Source organism: Sutcliffiella horikoshii (assembly GCF_019931755.1).
Lineage (GTDB): Bacteria > Bacillota > Bacilli > Bacillales > Bacillaceae_I > Sutcliffiella_A > Sutcliffiella_A horikoshii_E.
Window position 1 is genome coordinate 1,799,834 of sequence record NZ_CP082918.1, and the last position, 18,075, is coordinate 1,817,908.

17 protein-coding genes and 1 other annotated feature are annotated in these 18,075 nt (G+C 41.2%); all 17 genes read left to right on the top strand.

Annotated features, from left to right (window positions below; genetic code table 11):
* Window positions 1-92 precede the first annotated feature (92 nt).
* The 17 genes from ftsA (at window position 93) to K7887_RS09275 (ending at window position 18,060) form a co-directional block, all read left to right on the top strand.
* Entirely contained in the window at window positions 93-1,385 is a 1,293-nt protein-coding gene (gene ftsA, locus K7887_RS09195; RefSeq protein WP_223493261.1) for a cell division protein FtsA, read from the top strand.
* Window positions 1,386-1,610: 225 nt separating this feature from the next.
* Window positions 1,611-2,780 carry a cell division protein FtsZ gene (gene ftsZ / locus K7887_RS09200; protein WP_223493262.1) on the top strand — a complete coding sequence of 390 codons (1,170 nt, stop codon included), beginning with the start codon at window positions 1,611-1,613 and terminating at the stop codon, window positions 2,778-2,780.
* 640 nt (window positions 2,781-3,420) lie between these two features.
* Entirely contained in the window at window positions 3,421-4,350 is a 930-nt protein-coding gene (gene spoIIGA / locus K7887_RS09205; RefSeq protein WP_223493263.1) for a sigma-E processing peptidase SpoIIGA, read from the top strand.
* Between the two features lie 47 nt (window positions 4,351-4,397).
* Complete coding sequence (sigE, locus tag K7887_RS09210; RefSeq protein WP_010193070.1) at window positions 4,398-5,117, top strand: RNA polymerase sporulation sigma factor SigE; 720 nt, start codon at window positions 4,398-4,400, stop codon at window positions 5,115-5,117.
* 142 nt (window positions 5,118-5,259) lie between these two features.
* Window positions 5,260-6,039 carry an RNA polymerase sporulation sigma factor SigG gene (sigG, locus tag K7887_RS09215; protein ID WP_060665819.1) on the top strand — a complete coding sequence of 260 codons (780 nt, stop codon included), beginning with the start codon at window positions 5,260-5,262 and terminating at the stop codon, window positions 6,037-6,039.
* Window positions 6,040-6,207: 168 nt separating this feature from the next.
* A complete protein-coding gene (locus K7887_RS09220) occupies window positions 6,208-6,468 on the top strand; it encodes a YlmC/YmxH family sporulation protein (RefSeq protein ID WP_223493264.1) in 261 nt (86 codons plus the stop codon).
* 104 nt (window positions 6,469-6,572) lie between these two features.
* Complete coding sequence (gene pgeF / locus K7887_RS09225) at window positions 6,573-7,406, top strand: peptidoglycan editing factor PgeF (RefSeq protein WP_223493265.1); 834 nt, start codon at window positions 6,573-6,575, stop codon at window positions 7,404-7,406.
* Complete coding sequence (locus tag K7887_RS09230; protein ID WP_223493266.1) at window positions 7,403-8,089, top strand: YggS family pyridoxal phosphate-dependent enzyme; 687 nt, start codon at window positions 7,403-7,405, stop codon at window positions 8,087-8,089. Before pgeF ends, K7887_RS09230 begins: the two co-directional genes overlap by 4 nt.
* Window positions 8,090-8,105: 16 nt before the next feature.
* Window positions 8,106-8,573 (top strand): cell division protein SepF, encoded by a 468-nt coding sequence (locus K7887_RS09235; protein WP_223493267.1) that lies wholly within the window; start codon window positions 8,106-8,108, stop codon window positions 8,571-8,573.
* 6 nt (window positions 8,574-8,579) lie between these two features.
* Entirely contained in the window at window positions 8,580-8,849 is a 270-nt protein-coding gene (locus K7887_RS09240; protein WP_223493268.1) for a YggT family protein, read from the top strand.
* A 69-nt stretch (window positions 8,850-8,918) separates the two neighbouring features.
* On the top strand, window positions 8,919-9,692 hold the full coding sequence (locus K7887_RS09245) for a YlmH family RNA-binding protein (protein WP_223493616.1): 774 nt from the start codon (window positions 8,919-8,921) through the stop codon (window positions 9,690-9,692).
* Window positions 9,693-9,771: 79 nt separating this feature from the next.
* The gene (locus K7887_RS09250; RefSeq protein WP_010193078.1) at window positions 9,772-10,272 is read left to right on the top strand and encodes a DivIVA domain-containing protein; all 501 of its coding nucleotides are present in this window, start codon (window positions 9,772-9,774) and stop codon (window positions 10,270-10,272) included.
* A 92-nt stretch (window positions 10,273-10,364) separates the two neighbouring features.
* Window positions 10,365-10,601 (top strand) — a binding site (T-box leader).
* A 238-nt stretch (window positions 10,602-10,839) separates the two neighbouring features.
* Complete coding sequence (gene ileS, locus K7887_RS09255; RefSeq protein ID WP_223493269.1) at window positions 10,840-13,608, top strand: isoleucine--tRNA ligase; 2,769 nt, start codon at window positions 10,840-10,842, stop codon at window positions 13,606-13,608.
* A gap of 848 nt (window positions 13,609-14,456) precedes the next feature.
* On the top strand, window positions 14,457-14,924 hold the full coding sequence (lspA, locus tag K7887_RS09260; RefSeq protein WP_223493270.1) for a signal peptidase II: 468 nt from the start codon (window positions 14,457-14,459) through the stop codon (window positions 14,922-14,924).
* On the top strand, window positions 14,921-15,835 hold the full coding sequence (locus K7887_RS09265; protein WP_223493271.1) for an RluA family pseudouridine synthase: 915 nt from the start codon (window positions 14,921-14,923) through the stop codon (window positions 15,833-15,835). Before lspA ends, K7887_RS09265 begins: the two co-directional genes overlap by 4 nt.
* Window positions 15,836-16,042: 207 nt before the next feature.
* The gene (gene pyrR, locus K7887_RS09270; protein WP_148965053.1) at window positions 16,043-16,585 is read left to right on the top strand and encodes a bifunctional pyr operon transcriptional regulator/uracil phosphoribosyltransferase PyrR; all 543 of its coding nucleotides are present in this window, start codon (window positions 16,043-16,045) and stop codon (window positions 16,583-16,585) included.
* 155 nt (window positions 16,586-16,740) lie between these two features.
* Complete coding sequence (locus K7887_RS09275; protein ID WP_223493272.1) at window positions 16,741-18,060, top strand: solute carrier family 23 protein; 1,320 nt, start codon at window positions 16,741-16,743, stop codon at window positions 18,058-18,060.
* Window positions 18,061-18,075: the final 15 nt, after the last annotated feature.

Sequence of the window (18,075 nt, forward strand, 5' to 3'; positions counted from 1 at the left end):
CATATTTGTGGAATACTTTCTAATATAATATGTTTTTCAGGTGTTGTTCTTAACTAATTGGTTTTTTTAGGAGTAGAAGGAGGTGCCATAGAATGAACAGCAATGAAATATACGTCAGTTTGGACATCGGTACATCCAGTGTTAAAGTAATCATTGGAGAAATGGTGAATGATACTTTAAATATTATTGGAGTCGGTAATGTAAAATCAACAGGTTTAAGAAAAGGATCTATAGTAGACATAGATGAAACTGTTCATTCCATCAATAAGGCGGTTGAGCAGGCTGAGAGAATGGTAGGTATGCCAATTAATAGAGTGGTCGTTGGTGTCACCGGAAACCATGTACAGCTTCAGGACTGCCATGGAGTGGTAGCAGTTTCAAGTGAAAACAGGGAAATAGGGGACGAAGACATCGCCAGGGTTATAGATGCCGCTCAAGTCTTTTCCATCCCTCCAGAGAGAGAAATCATTGATTGTATTCCAAAACAATTCATCGTTGATGGATTGGATGAAATTAATGATCCACGTGGAATGCTTGGTGTTCGCTTAGAGATGGAAGGTACCCTTATTACCGGGTCAAAAACAGTCTTACATAACTTACTGCGTTGTGTAGAGAAAGCTGGATTGGAAATAACGGATATCTGCTTGCAGCCACTTGCTTCTGGTTCGATTGCATTGTCTAAGGATGAACGCAATCTTGGTGTGGCACTTGTAGACATTGGTGGAGGTTCAACTACCATTGCCGTATTTGAAGATGGATTCCTAAAGGCAACAAGTGTCCTACCTGTTGGCGGAGAGTACATCACTAAAGACATTTCCATAGGTTTACGTACTTCCACAGAAGACGCAGAAAAAATCAAACAAAAACATGGACATGCCTTTTACGACCATGCATCCGATGAAGAAGTATTCAGTGTACCGATTATCGGAAGTGATCAGCATCAACAATTCAGTCAACTTGAAATCTCTGATATTATTGAAGCAAGAATGGAAGAGATATTTGAGCTAGTACAACACGAGATTAAAAGATTAGGTGTCCGGGAGATTCCTGGGGGCTACGTATTAACTGGCGGTGTAGTAGCCATGCCAGGTGTCCTGGAATTGGCACAGTTGATACTGAACAATAATGTTAGGAAAGCTGTTCCGGACTATATAGGCGTAAGAGAGCCTCAATATACTACAGGAGTAGGTCTTATCCAATTTGCATACAAAAATGCAAAACTGCAAGGCAGAAAAATTGAAACTACATCAGCACCTAGCGAATACCCGGAAAAACGTAGTGGAAAACAAACTCAACAAAAAGTAAAGCAGGCAAAGCAACCAGTAAACGAAGAAGAAAAAGTAGGCAACAAAGTAAAAAAATTCTTCGGACTATTCTTTGAATAAGGTTTAAAGTCAAAGAAATGTAGTTATGGATAACATAGCTGTTGATTGGAGCACAGGGCGAAGACTCCTGAGGGAGATAGCGCTAGGTGGAGACCCCGCAGGCGAAGCCGAGGAGGCTCCAGCAGCGCCCCTAGGAAAGCGAAGCCCAGTGCGGAAATCAACAGCGGTGTTTAAGACAAAAAAGCTTTAGCTTGCAAGTACTTTCGAGAAATAGGAGGAACAGTCATGTTAGATTTTGATAACAGTATCGATCAATTAGCTACCATAAAAGTAATCGGAGTTGGTGGAGGCGGAAACAACGCTGTAAACCGTATGATAGAGCATGGTGTTCAAGGAGTAGAGTTCATCGCCGTTAACACGGATGCTCAAGCTCTTAACCTATCAAAAGCAGAAGTAAAAATGCAAATCGGAGGCAAACTTACTCGTGGACTTGGAGCAGGTGCAAATCCTGAAGTAGGGAAAAAAGCTGCCGAAGAGAGCAAAGAGCAATTAGAAGAAGTCCTTAAAGGCGCAGACATGGTATTCGTCACAGCTGGTATGGGCGGAGGTACCGGTACTGGTGCAGCTCCTGTAATCGCACAAATTGCGCGTGATCTTGGCGCATTGACTGTCGGTGTTGTAACAAGACCGTTTACTTTCGAAGGTCGTAAGCGTGCTACTCAAGCAGCTGGCGGTATCGCTTCCATGAAAGAAGGAGTAGATACGTTAATCGTCATCCCAAATGATCGTCTTCTTGAGATCGTTGACAAAAACACACCAATGTTAGAAGCGTTCCGTGAAGCAGATAACGTACTTCGCCAAGGTGTACAAGGTATCTCTGATTTGATTGCTACTCCAGGATTAATCAACCTTGACTTTGCTGACGTGAAAACAATCATGTCCAACAAAGGTTCTGCATTGATGGGGATTGGTGTTGCTACAGGTGAAAACCGTGCAGCAGAAGCAGCGAAAAAAGCTGTATCTTCTCCTCTACTTGAAACGTCTATCGACGGAGCTCAAGGTGTATTAATGAACATTACAGGTGGCACTAACCTAAGCTTGTATGAAGTACAAGAAGCTGCAGACATCGTAGCATCTGCTTCTGATCAAGAAGTGAACATGATTTTTGGTTCTGTAATCAATGAAAACCTTAAAGACGAAATCGTTGTAACGGTTATCGCGACAGGTTTCAGCGAAGCAGAAATTAACCATACAAAACAAGGTGCACGTCCAGTGTTCGGCGCTCAAAAAGCTCCAGCACAAAAGCCGCAACAACCGCAACGCGAAGCAAGACGTGAAGAGCCAGTTCATCAGCAACAAGAACAACAAGAGCCACGTCGTCAGCAACAACCACAGCAACAAGAAGAAACGTTGGATATCCCAACATTCTTACGTAACAGAAATCGCCGCCGCTAATCTAATTAGCTCCCGGCTTAAACCAAAAGCACCAAACCATTGCAAGTGAAAATGGTTTGGTGCTTTTTTTCTATCTAAGATATCCCCTCCGACAAATAAGCAAAAAAACCTTCAAAAAATGGTTTGGTGCATTTTTGTTGTTTAGGAAAATGTTGGCATAGTCGTCAAAGTATTTCTTAAATGTCTGGATGAAGACGTGAGGGACGAGGGAAATGGAGAAGGAAGGTCCTCATGGTCGTCATGAAGACATCAGTAACGAGGAAAAAGGAGAAGGGAGGTCTTCATCAACGCTATGAAGCCCTCAGTGACGAGTGAAAAGGAGAAGAGAGGTCCTCATCGCCGCTATGAAGACCTCAGTAATGAGGAAAAAGGAGAAGAGAAGTCCTCATCGCCGTCATGAAGCCCTCAGTGACGATAAAGCAGGGGAAGAGAGGTCCTCATTTGCGGAAAGGAACAGCGTTGGATTTACCAAACAACTAAACTCTTTACCATCTTTCCTACCTCTAAGTATCCCCTCCGACAAATAAGCAAAAAAACCTTCAAAAATTGTATTCTACCATCGGCAGGAACTGACAGACTTTCTAATAGTAGTGATTTATACTAGTTTCAAACATAAAAAGGTATAAATGAGGGACTAAACTTGACCGTATATTTAGATGCGATCTGGCTATTGAATTTCGGGTTTGATTTCCTGCTTTTAAAGATTACCGGTATCATCCTGAAACGGAAAATGGTGTCTTGGAGACTATTGCTTGGGGCATTTTTGGGTTCTTTAATTGTAGTACTCATGTTTACCCCACTACAGTCAATTGTTGCAAATCCATTCGTCAAAATGCTTTTCTCCCTCACGATTATACTCGCTGCATTCGGGTTCCAAAGACTCAGGGTTTTTATAGAAAACCTAATTGTCTTCTATGTTACTACCTTTTCAGTAGGTGGTGGGATGCTGGCCGTTCATTACGCGTTGCAAGTTGATCAGCGGTTTGCCAATGAGACTGTACAAAGCTTGACCACAGGACTTGGAGATCCTATTTCATGGATGTTCGTCCTCATCGGTTTTCCGGCCCTTTTATACTTATCAAAGAAACAATTCCATGCAGTAGAAACAAGAAAATTTAAATATGATCAATTGGCCACCATCTCTATTACCGTTGAAAAGGAAGTGATTTCGTTACCAGGTCTCTTAGACAGTGGAAACCAGCTATTAGATCCTATTACCAAAACCCCGGTCATGATTGTAGAGGTGGACTCTCTTCATGCATTTATCCCTCAAGAAATAATACAAGCTATGGATTCAATTGAACAAACACAAGGTTGGCCTACATTCTCAGAGGAAACGAAGTGGGTGGAGCGAATAAGGATCATCCCATATCGTGCAGTTGGAAAAAGTACCAGCTTGATGCTCGCAATAAAGCCGGATAAAGCCGTCATTCATCACGATGGCAAACAGTATGAAACAAGTAAATTTCTGCTGGGGCTAACAAAAACAAAACTCTCTTCCGAAGGTGATTATGTATGTATCCTCCATCCGAAAATGCTTCAGGGGGAAGTGGTTGAGCAGGTTTCATAGTGCTATGCCAAGAATCTAAAAAAGAATTAGAAAAGGGAGGAATTACTTTGGGGAAACTGAAGATTAAGGTCACTTATTTATGGTATAAATTATTAATTAAACTCGGATTGAAGACAGATGAAATTTATTATATTGGTGGAAGTGAAGCGCTCCCGCCGCCATTATCGAAAGAAGAAGAAGCTCACCTTCTCATCAAACTGCCTAATGGCGATCAAGCTGCAAGATCCATATTAATAGAACGAAACTTGAGACTTGTTGTGTACATCGCAAGAAAGTTCGAAAACACGGGCATAAATATTGAAGACTTAATCAGTATTGGAACCATTGGTCTTATTAAAGCTGTAAATACATTTAATCCTGAGAAAAAAATTAAGCTTGCAACGTATGCTTCCCGCTGTATCGAGAATGAAATTTTAATGTATCTTCGCAGAAACAATAAGGTGCGATCTGAAGTGTCGTTTGATGAACCATTGAATATTGACTGGGATGGCAATGAATTGTTGCTTTCAGATGTGCTTGGCACCGAAGAAGATATCATTACAAAAGATTTGGAAGCAAACGTAGATCGAAAACTTCTGCTTAAAGCCCTGGAGCAGCTAAATGATAGAGAAAAACAAATTATGGAACTACGCTTCGGCCTTATCGGCGGCGAAGAAAAAACGCAAAAAGATGTAGCAGATATGCTAGGAATTTCGCAATCATATATATCCCGTTTAGAAAAACGTATTATTAAAAGACTAAGAAAAGAATTTAATAAAATGGTGTAAAAATATTTTTTTAATAAATAATGCCAGCAGTGATAAGGATTGACATTATTTGTCAGAATAGATAGATTACTGCATATGCATATTTTTCCCTCCTGAGGAGATACTTAACTCTGAACAGCAACTCCTGTTAGGAGGGGAAAGAATGACACGTAATAAGGTAGAGATTTGTGGAGTAGACACCTCTAAACTTCCCGTTTTGAAAAATGAAGAAATGCGGAAGTTGTTTCGCGAAATGCAAAGTGGTGAGCTTTCTGCTCGTGAAAAGCTTGTGAATGGAAATTTAAGGCTTGTATTAAGTGTTATTCAACGGTTTAACAACCGTGGAGAATTTGTCGATGACTTATTTCAAGTTGGATGTATAGGATTGATGAAATCCATTGATAACTTTGATTTAGGCCAGAATGTTAAATTTTCTACATATGCAGTACCGATGATCATCGGGGAAATCAGACGTTATCTTCGTGACAATAACCCAATTAGAGTTTCGAGGTCGTTACGTGATATCGCCTATAAAGCACTGCAAGTGAGAGAAAGATTGATGAGTGAAACATCCAGAGAGCCAACAGCAGAAGAGATTTCAAAAGTTTTGGAAGTACCTCATGAAGAAATTGTTTTTGCCCTTGATGCAATCCAAGATCCTGTATCATTGTTTGAGCCAATCTACAATGATGGAGGAGACCCTATCTATGTTTTAGATCAGATCAGTGATGAAAAAAACAAAGATATTCAATGGATAGAAGAGATTGCGCTTAAAGAGGGAATGAGACGCCTGAATGACAGGGAAAAACTTATCTTGAGAAAACGTTTCTTTCAAGGAAAAACACAGATGGAAGTTGCTGATGAAATCGGAATTTCGCAAGCTCAAGTATCTCGCCTGGAAAAGGCGGCAATCAAGCAGATGAATAAAAATATTCAAAGCTAAGGCAGTAAAATATAAAATTAAAAGTTCCAGTGTCCAAATCAAAACGGATTACTGGTTCTTTTTTTTGGACAAGTATTTAACATTATATAAAACTTTTTTCTTTTCCTTCATGAAGACCGGTACACATATCATATAGTTAAGTATGATAGACAAAATGGGGGAATGAAAATGGTGAAAATATCTGATTTTCAAACGAAAGATGTTGTTAGTGTTTCGGATGGAAAAAAACTAGGCAATATTGGTGATATAGATATAAATTTAACAAATGGGAAAATTGAGGCGATCATTATTACCGGTGGCGGAAAAATGCTTGGTTTTTTCGGAAAAGATGAGGAAGTCGTTATCCCATGGCGTAACATCGTCAAAATTGGTGCAGATGTCATTCTTGTGCGCTATCAAACAAAGGTAGAGACCGCATATGAGGAATGATGCGCGAAAATTACTGTCGAAAGGGACAATATAATTCAAAGTTAGTAGAAAAATGTGGTACAATATGAAAGAATATGAGTGTAACAATAAAGAAGGTGTCATAAATGACGGAGCCATTTGTTCTGGAACAAGAACAAGCACTGTCCCTCCCTGCTTGGAAAGAGAAAGCTTCCAACCTAATTGTCGGATTTACGACGAAAAATGGAGGAGTCAGTGAAGGACAATTCAGTACATTGAATATGGGGTTGCATGTCAATGATTCAGATGAGGCTGTTTGTCAAAATAAAGAAGTTTTGGCAAGTCTTTTGAATATGCCTACAGAGAATTGGGTAGGATGCGACCAAACACATGAAGAGAAAATCTTAAAAGTAAACAAGGATGATAAAGGTAAAGGTGTATATTCTTACAGTACTGCTTTGGCAGGAACAGACGGCATTTATACAAATTGTGAAGATATTTTATTAACACTTTGTTTTGCTGATTGTGTGCCATTGTACTTTTATTCCAAGGAGCATTCTCTTGTTGGAATTGCTCATGCCGGCTGGAAAGGCACCGTGAAAAATATTGGCGGTCACATGATCAAACGATGGGTGGAGGATGGCGTTAACATTGAAACTATTCATGTAGCCATTGGACCTGCAATATCGGAAAAAGAATATATTGTGGATGATTATGTTGTCAATAGAGTAGAGGATGCACTTCCTGGTGTAGAAAAGGATAAATACATGAAAGAAGTTTCAAGCGGGCAGTATGCTCTTGACCTTAAAAAAGTAAATTGCGAACTTCTTTTGCAAGCTGGTGTGAATGAGAAAAACATTCTTTGCAGCTCTTTTTGTACAAGCTCTGATGAATCCTTATTCTTTTCCCATCGTCGGGATAAAGGGAAAACAGGAAGGATGATGAGTTTTATCGGTTTGAAAGGAGCAGATTTTTCATGAACCAACAATCAGTTGAATGGAATCTTTCTGAAATTCAGCAAAATATAAAAAATGCCTGTGGCCGTGCCAATCGTTCAGTAGAAGAGGTCAAAATTATTGCCGTAACAAAATATGTATCAACAGAGCGCGCTCAAGAGGCCATTAACTCAGGTGTAAAACATCTTGGCGAAAATCGGGATGATGGGTTTTTAAAGAAATGGGATGCGATTTCCAATAACGCAACGTGGCATTTCATCGGCACTTTACAATCTAAAAAAGTGAAAAATATCATTGATAAAGTGGATTATATTCACTCCTTGGACCGCAAGTCCCTAGCAGAAGAAATACATAAAAGGGCAGAAAAAATCGTTAAATGCTTTATTCAAGTAAACGTGTCAGGGGAAGATTCCAAGCATGGGCTGAAGCCGGAAGAAGTTCCGGGATTTGTAAAAACGCTCTCAGACTTCCATAACATTCAAATCGTCGGATTAATGACAATGGCTCCTTTTAATGAGGAAGAAGAAATGTTACGAAACTGCTTCCGCGGATTGAAGTCTCTGCAACAAGAAATTCAATCGATGAACCTTCCGTTTGCGCCATGTACAGAACTGTCCATGGGGATGTCCAATGACTACAAGATTGCCATCGAAGAAGGTGCAACATTCGTCCGAATCGGAAGTGCGCTTGTAGGAAACGAACAATAATTTGGAGGTGTGAGGTATGACGATAAAATCAAAATTCAAAAGTTTTTTTGCCTTAGATGATGAAGAATATGAGTACAAAGAATCGGAAGTATACGAAGAAGAAGAGGAAATGGTAGAGGAGCCGAGAAGAACAAGGTCCGGCACCACACAACCAGCTTCTAGACAAAACGTTGTCAGTCTGCAAAGTGTACAGAAGACATCCAAAGTGGTTCTCTATGAACCTAGATCCTATTCCGAAGCACAAGATGTTGCCGACCATTTAAAGAACCGACGCGCAATCATCGTCAACTTGCAGCGAATTGATATGGATCAAGCAAAAAGGATCGTAGATTTCCTAAGTGGCACCGTATACGCCATTGGTGGAGATATCCAGCGCATCGGACAGAATATTTTCCTATGCACTCCCGATAATGTGGATGTATCTGGGTCTATTTCAGAAATTATGCAGCAAGAACAGGAAGAATATACAGACAAGAGGTGGTAGAGGTACATGGTGGTATTTTTTAATTTACTCAACCAATTAGTTACTATTTATACGATAGCTTTAATAATCTATATTTTTATGTCTTGGTTTCCTGGAGCCAGGGAATCATCCTTTGGGAGAATTTTAGGCAGAATATGCGAGCCCTACCTAGACATGTTCCGCCGTATCATTCCGCCGCTTGGAATGATTGACATTTCTCCAATTGTCGCTATTTTCGTTTTGCGATATGCGGTATTAGGACTTGCAGCATTATTTAGAATGCTGGGCTTATATTAATACTAAAGCAGGGAATCTCGACTTTAACGGGTTTCCCTTCTTAACTTTTTGTAAGAGTAGAGTGATATGATGAGTATTTATCAACATTTTCGACAAGAAGAGCATGATTTTATTGATCAAGTATTGGAATGGAAGGATACCGTTATGGAACAGTATGCTTCCAAACTTACGGACTTCCTTGACCCCCGTGAGCAGGAAATTGTAAAGAGTGTTGTTGGCAATAATGAGGATGTAAAACTTGCTTTCCATGGTGGAGCGAATGGTGCCGAAAGAAAGCGCGCCCTCTTGTATCCTCCCTACCTCGAACCCACTGTAGAAGATTTCCAATTAAAAGCTTATGAACTTTCCTACCCCGAAAAGTTTGTGAAAATTGAACACCGCCAAGTGCTTGGATCCTTGATGGGAATCGGTCTAAAAAGAAGCAAATTTGGTGATATTTATTTTCATGATGCGACTATCCAAATGGTACTGAGCGCTGAAGTCAGTGCTTTTGTTGAGATGCAATTACAAGAAGTAGGGAAAGTGAAAGTGTCCTTGAATGAGATGCCTCTTGAGGGTTTAAAGTCTACCGAAACAAGCTGGGAGGAAGCTTCTACGACTGCTGCATCCCTACGATTGGATGTTATGATTGCGTCCATCTACAATCTTTCCAGACAAAAGGCGCAATTATTGATTGGTGCCAAGAAGGTGAAGATTAATTGGAAGCTTGTTGAACAGACAGCCTTTGAATGTCAGGAAGGGGACATCCTTTCTGTAAGGGGATTTGGTAGAAGTAAACTTGTTACTGTAGATGGGAAAACCAAGAAAGACAAATGGAGAATTATTGTAGGAAAACAAAAATAATTTTTTGTTCGGCAGGAAAACAAGAGAGCATGTCGAATAATGTTAAGTAACAGTAGAGATTTTAATGGAGGTGGCATCAATGCCCTTAACACCACTTGATATTCACAATAAAGAGTTTAACAAGGCTTTTCGCGGCTACGATGAAGATGAAGTAAATGAATTTCTTGACCAGGTAATCAAGGACTATGAAATGATTCTGCGTGAAAAGAAAGAGCATGAGGAAAAGGCCAAAGAATTGAATGACCGTTTGTCTCACTTTAACACGATTGAAGAAACATTAAATAAGTCCATTCTGGTGGCACAAGAATCCGCAGAGGATGTCAGAAGAAATGCCCAGAAAGAAGCAAAACTGATTATCAAGGAAGCGGAAAAAAATGCAGACCGTATCATCAATGAATCTTTATTAAAATCAAGAAAGCTGCAAGTGGAAATAGATGAATTGAAGAAGCAATCAAAAATCTTCCGCAACCGCTTCAAGATGCTTGTTGAAGCGCAGTTGGAGCTAATCGACAACGATGACTGGGAACACTTAATGGAATATGAAGAAAAAGATAAAGAATTAGAAGAAAGTGGAGTATAACCTTGACGATATAAGGTTATATTCAGTATAATAACGAAACAAATCAAAGTTTTTTCATACAATAAACAAATGCACTTATTTTTTATAAACATATTAAAGCGTCGATAGGGACAGTAGTTTCTCTTACCACTTATTATAGCGAACCGGGGTCGGTGAAAGCCCGGTATAAGAAGAGAAGTGAAAATCACCCTAGAGCACAGGACTGAACGCAGATTGCCTGTAAGTCTTGTCGTCACATTCACGTTACGAATGCTAAAGCGGACTGAAACTGCCATCAAGCAGCTACGTCAATTTAGGGTGGTACCACGGGAGATCCTCTCGTCCCTTTCATGGGATGAGGGGATTTTTTTATTTGTTTCTAAGTTTTAAAGATTTTCTAGCTGTTGATTGGAGCACAGGGCGAAGACTCCTGAGGGAGATAGCGCTAGGTGGAGACCCCGCAGGCTTGCCGAGGAGGCTCCAGCAGCGCCCCTAGGAAAGCGAAGCCCAGTGCGGAAATCAACAGCGGTGTATATCAGTACCTTTATTTTATGAAAAAACAAAAATGTGAAAGTTGGAGGAAAGACCATGGAATACAAAGATACGTTATTAATGCCTAAAACCGAATTCCCAATGCGCGGAAACCTACCAAACCGCGAACCACAACTACAACAAAAATGGGACGAAATGGACATCTACAAAAAAGTGCAAGAACGCACTAAAGATCGCCCGATGTACGTCTTACATGACGGACCTCCATACGCAAACGGAGACATCCATATGGGTCACGCACTCAACAAAGTACTAAAAGATTTCATCGTCCGCTACAAATCCATGAGCGGCTACCATGCGCCATATGTTCCTGGTTGGGATACACACGGTCTGCCAATCGAAACAGCACTAACAAAGAACAAAAAAGTAAAACGCAAAGAAATGTCCGTAGCAGACTTCCGTAAATTATGTGAAGAATATGCATATGACCAAGTTGATCGCCAACGTGAACAATTTATGCGCCTTGGTGTACGCGGTGACTGGTTCAATCCATATATCACACTAAAACCTGAATATGAAGCACAACAGATCAAAGTTTTTGGTGAAATGGCGAAAAACGGATTAATCTATAAAGGCTTGAAGCCGGTTTATTGGTCTCCTTCAAGTGAATCTGCACTTGCAGAAGCGGAAATCGAATATCAAGATAAGCGCTCTCCTTCTATCTATGTAGCCTTTAAGGTTGAAGACGGAAAAGGAGTGTTAGATGGTTCTGAAAGCTTCATCATCTGGACGACTACTCCTTGGACAATTCCTGCTAACCTTGGAATTGCCGTGCATGCAGATTTAGATTACAGTGTTGTCGAAGTAAATGGCAGCAAGTTCATCATTGCTGCAGAACTTTTTGAAACTGTATCTAAGACACTTGAGTGGGAAGATGCAAAAGTTGTGAAAACACTTAAAGGGGCAGAACTAGAGCATGTAGTTGCGAAACATCCTTTATATGACCGCACTTCTTTAGTAATGCTTGGTGATCATGTAACGACTGACGCAGGAACGGGCTGTGTTCATACTGCACCAGGTCACGGGGAAGACGACTTTATCATCGGAAAGAAATATGGTCTTGACGTATTGTGCCCGGTGGATGCAAAAGGAAATATGACAGAAGAAGCACCAGGGTTTGAAGGACTGTTCTATGACGAGGCAAACAAGCCAATCACAGAAAAACTTCAAGAAGCTGGCGCACTGTTAAAATTAAACTTTATCACACACTCCTATCCGCATGACTGGCGTACAAAAAAGCCGACGATTTTCCGTGCAACAGCACAATGGTTTGCTTCCATCGATAAAATCAGGGACCAATTGCTTGAGGCAGTAGCTGAAACAAAGTGGGTTCCAGCATGGGGAGAAACTCGTCTTTATAACATGGTACGTGACCGTGGAGACTGGTGTATTTCTCGTCAACGTGCATGGGGAGTACCAATTCCTGTGTTCTATGCAGAAAACGGCCAGGAAATCATCACAGACGAAACGATCGATCATGTATCTGCCCTGTTCAGAGAGCATGGATCTAACATCTGGTTTGAAAAAGAAGCAAAAGACTTGCTTCCAGAAGGATTCACACATGAAGGCAGTCCTAATGGTACTTTCTTCAAAGAGATGGACATCATGGATGTATGGTTTGATTCCGGTTCTTCCCATCAATCCGTTCTAGAGGAAAGAGACGACCTGCAACGTCCTGCTGACCTTTACCTTGAAGGTTCTGACCAATATCGCGGATGGTTCAACTCTTCCTTGACGACAAGTGTAGCTGTAACAGGAAAGGCTCCTTATAAAGGAATCTTGAGTCACGGTTTCGCACTTGATGGCGAAGGGCGCAAGATGAGTAAATCACTAGGTAACGTAGTTCTTCCATCTAAAGTAATGAACCAACTTGGTGCAGATATTCTTCGTTTATGGGTAGCTTCTGTTGATTATCAATCTGACGTGAGAGTGTCTGATAACATCTTAAAGCAAGTAGCTGAAGTGTACCGTAAAATCCGTAACACATTCCGCTTCCTGCTTGGTAACCTTGCTGACTTTGATCCAACCGTAAATGCTGTAGACGTGAAGGATCTTCGCGAAGTAGACCGCTACATGATGGTCAAACTGAACAACTTGATCACGAAAGTGAAAAAATCCTATGAAGATTACGAGTTTGCTGGCATCTATCATGCTGTTCACAACTTCTGCACAATTGAATTGAGTTCATTCTATCTTGACTTTGCTAAAGATATTCTTTATATCGAAGGAAAAGATCAACATGACCGCAGAGCAATCCAGACAGTTCTTTATGAGACATTGCTTGCACTTACAAAACTTGTGACACCAATTCTTCCTCATACAGCTGACGAAGTATGGTCACACATTGAGTTTGTAAAAGAAGAAAGTGTACAACTGGTTGATATGCCGGATGTATTGACTGTTGATGGTGCAGATGCGATTGAAGAAAAATGGGATAAGTTCATGGCACTTCGTGACGATGTGTTAAAAGCGCTGGAGGTTGCCCGTAACGAAAAAGTTATCGGTAAATCCCTTGCTGCAAAAATCACTCTATATCCGAATGCAGAAACGAAGGCATTGCTTGATTCCATCAAAGAAAATGTTCAGCAACTGTTTATCGTTTCCGGCTTGGAAGTTGCTGGTGTGAAAGAAGATGCTCCAGATAATGCTCACGTATTTGAAGGAGTAGCTATCGCTGTAACACCTGCTGAAGGCGAAACATGTGACCGCTGCTGGGTTGTCACACCGACAGTTGGAGAAGATGAAGATCACCCAACACTTTGCGTTCGCTGTGCATCTGTTGTTAAAGAAAATTACACGGCATAATATACGCTTGAAGAACGAAAAACCGTCGACTTTTTGTCGGCGGTTTTTTGATTGGTTAGGAAATCATAAAATAATCAAATGCTGGAATAGTCTTCAGAGTCTTATACGTTGGGATGAAGACCTCAGTGACGAAGAAAAAGGAGTAGAGAGGTCCTCATCCCCGTTATGAAGACCTCAGTGACGAAGAAAAAGGAAGAGAGAGGTCCTCATCACCAATAATAAGACCTTGTTGAAAATGAAATTTAATTTAAATGGTCATAGATGAAGCGAAAAGGCAAGATCCGACCAAGGCCTATATACCAAAGCTATGCGAAAGGCAAGAAGCGTCCCAAGAGATTTAAATCATATTTGGAACGTGGTTTTAGGTCAGGTTGGCTATTTTGTTCTGAAATTAGAAAGTATAAATTTCTGTAGATTTCCGTTACAGGCGCTTCGCTTGCCTGCGGGCGTCTGCGCGCCTTCCACTCCAATCAACAAGGTGACTTCATTTACTTAAGGACTTGAGAGGATTGATCTATTGGAGAGGACTGGAAAAGTACAAACATTTTGTTCTCTTAGTTTCTGGCTGTGGATTGGAGCAAATGGCGTAGACTCCAGCGGGGGAGTAACGGCAGGTTGAGACCCCGCAACGAATTGAGGAGGCTCAAGCGCCGTCCCGCGGAAAGCGAAGCCATTTGCGAAAAGGAACAGCAACGCTTTACCACTAACCAATGGTTTATATTAAAAAGGGTGGGTGTCTTGCCCGTTTTAATAGTTGGAACCAATCTGTCAATACTTCAGCTTTATTTACCACCCTCTATTTGCTATAATTCTAAAGTACATATAAAAACCTGGGGGTACGTGTTAAGATGTATTATCTTATTGCACTTGTAATTATCATTGTCGATCAACTAACAAAATGGTTGGTAGTAAGATATATGGAAATTGGAGAAAACATTCCGATCATACATAACTTTTTGTACTTATCTTCCCACCGCAACAGCGGTGCTGCATGGGGGATACTTGAAGGCCAGATGTACTTTTTTTACATTATTACAGTTGGTGTTGTTATTGGACTTATCGTATACCTGCAAAAGCTGCCAAAAGATCAGCCATGGATGAAACTTGCACTAAGCCTGATGCTTGGTGGCGCCATAGGGAACTTTATCGATCGTGTATTGCACCAAGAAGTAATTGACTTTATTAACACATTCATCTTCACCTACGATTTCCCTATTTTTAATGTGGCCGATTCTGCATTAGTAATAGGCGTTGGGATTATATTAATCTTAACGATACTTGAGGGCAAGAAAGAGAAGGAGTTATCAAAAAAATGACAGAAACAATGACGATTCAGATTGATGAATCACAGAAAAATGACCGTATCGACAAGGTACTTTCCACTCAAAATGAAGAGTGGTCCCGTTCACAGGTCCAACAATGGATTAAAGACGGACAAATACTTGTTAACGGCGAGAAAACGAAGCCAAATTATAAATGTAGTGTTGGTGACGATATTACGGTTACAATCCCGGAACCGGAGGCATTAGATGTCATGCCGGAAGAAATGGATCTTGATATTTACTATGAAGATGCGGACGTTATTGTGGTCAACAAACCTCGCGGAATGGTTGTTCACCCTGCTGTTGGCCATGCATCCGGTACGCTTGTGAATGGCCTAATGGCACATTGCAAAGATCTATCAGGTATCAATGGTGTATTAAGACCGGGAATTGTCCACCGCATTGACAAGGACACTTCAGGGTTATTAATGGTCGCAAAAAATGATTTTGCACATGAAAAGCTTGTTAATCAACTAGTGGCCAAGACGGTTACAAGAAAGTATCAAGCAATCGTTCACGGAGTTATTTCCCATGATGTAGGGACGGTAGACGCGCCAATCGGCCGTGACAAAAAAGATCGCCAAGCCATGACCGTGACAAATGAAAACAGCAGAAACGCTGTGACTCACTTCCGCGTAATTGAACGATTTAAAGATTTTACACACATTGAGTGCCAGCTTGAAACAGGACGCACGCACCAAATCCGTGTGCACATGAAATATATCGGTTATCCTTTGGCAGGTGACCCGAAATACGGTCCTAAGAAATCACTTGATATAGAGGGACAGGCACTACATGCGGGTATCCTTGGATTTATTCACCCCCGTACAGAAGAATACATGGAATTTGAGGCGCCTAATCCGCCAGAATTCGAGCGCGTTTTAAAACATTTAAAAAACCATTGACAGATTAATATTATTTTGAGATAATCATCTCAGTTGAATAAGACCTTTAAACGACAGTCCCGTGAGGCTGAGAAGGTAACGGCATATGCGAATGGAGAAGCTATAACTATAGCCATCCCTCTATTTTCGTGTACAAAAACCTCTCATCATACGGTGAGAGGTTTTTTGTTTCTCGTTACAAGTAAGGGCAGGAAAGGGTGAAAATAAATGGCAGAAAAAGCATTGATTTTAGACGAGCAGGCAATAAGAAGAGCGTTAACACGCATTGCTCATGAAATTATTGAACGCAATAAGGGTGTGGAAGACTCCGTTCTTGTAGGAATTAAAACAAGAGGAATTCACTTGGCTAAAAGATTGGCCGAGCGCATCAATCAAATAGAAGAAAAAGATATTGCGGTAGGAGAATTGGATATCACACTTTACAGAGATGACCTGACAACCAAAACGTCTGATAATGAACCACTTGTAAAAGGATCTGACATACCGGTGGACATCAATAATAAAAAAGTCATCCTCGTAGATGATGTCTTGTTCACAGGGAGAACTGTACGGGCGGGAATGGACGCACTGATGGATTTCGGCAGACCTTCACAAATCCAGCTTGCAGTCCTAGTAGACAGAGGTCATAGAGAATTACCAATAAGAGCGGATTTTGTAGGAAAAAACATCCCGACAGCAAGCAACGAAAAAATAGTTGTGGAACTATCTGAAATTGATAATAACGATCAAGTAAGCATACATGATAAATAAATAGACCCTTTTAATTGCAGTCCCGTGAGGCTGGCAAAGGGGTAAGGTGGTTTTAGAATCCGCTGCTGGCGGATCTTCCTGGAACCTCTCTACCTCTTTGTGCCATCACGCTGCACAAAGAGTTTTTTTATGGGGAAAAACGGGAGGTAAACTTTATGAGAGAGAAACCAGTTTTAGACATACACGAAGTACCAAGTAAACCAAAGTGGTTGATTTTGAGCCTGCAACACTTATTCGCCATGTTCGGCGCAACCATCCTCGTTCCGCTATTGGTAGGATTAAGTCCAGCAGTAGCATTAGTATCAAGCGGACTCGGGACACTCGCATACCTGCTCATTACCAAAGGTCAAATACCAGCATACCTTGGATCATCCTTTGCCTTCATCGTACCAATCGTTTTGGCTACTGAAATAGGGGGGCCTGGGGCTGCGATGATCGGAAGTTTTATGGCAGGACTAGCATACGGAATCGTTGCATTGTTAATCAAACAACTTGGCCATCAATGGATCATGAAACTCTTGCCGCCTGTGGTTGTAGGACCAATCATCATCGTTATCGGTTTAGGGTTGGCTGGAGTTGCAGTGGATATGGCCATGTACGAAAACCCGGGAGCACCGGAAGCGGAATTAATATACAGTGTGAAGCACTTCCTGGTTGCGATGGCCACTTTAGCCATCACCATCGGAGCAATCATCTTTTTAAAAGGGGTCTTCAGCCTGATCCCGATCCTGATCGGAATAGTTTCCGGATACTTGATTGCCTATTTTACAGGCCTGGTAGACTTAACCCCTGTCAAGGAAGCAAGCTGGATTCAAGTACCAGATTTCATCATTCCATTTGTCAGCTACACACCAAGCTTTAATGCATCCATCTTCTTCATCATGGTGCCGGTGGCTATCGTAACCTTGTCAGAGCATATCGGACATCAGATGGTGCTAAGTAAAGTTGTAGGAAGACCTTTTATCCAAAAACCGGGACTTCACCGCTCCATCCTTGGTGACGGAGTAGCTACGATGCTTGCATCACTACTAGGAGGACCTCCAAATACAACATACGGGGAAAACATCGGCGTACTTGCGATAACAAGAGTGTTCAGTGTGTTTGTAATCGGAGGTGCGGCAGTGATCGCCATCACATTCGGATTCGTCGGTAAAATCGCTGCATTGATTAGCACGGTACCAAGTGCCGTCATGGGGGGAGTAAGCATCCTGCTTTTCGGAATCATTGCATCAAGCGGATTAAGAATGCTGATTGATAACAAAGTAGACTTTAATATCAAAAGAAACTTGATCATCGCAGCTGTTATTACGGTCATCGGAATCGGTGGAGCGTTCATCAAGGTTGACAGTTTCCAAATCCCTGCGATGGCAATGGCCGCTATTATCGGAGTCGTCTTAAACCTTGTCTTGCCGCAGGATGAACAAGAAAAAACAGAACAAAAAAAATACGAAGAAAAACAAAATACAGTAGCTTAACCTTTTAAGAGAAGT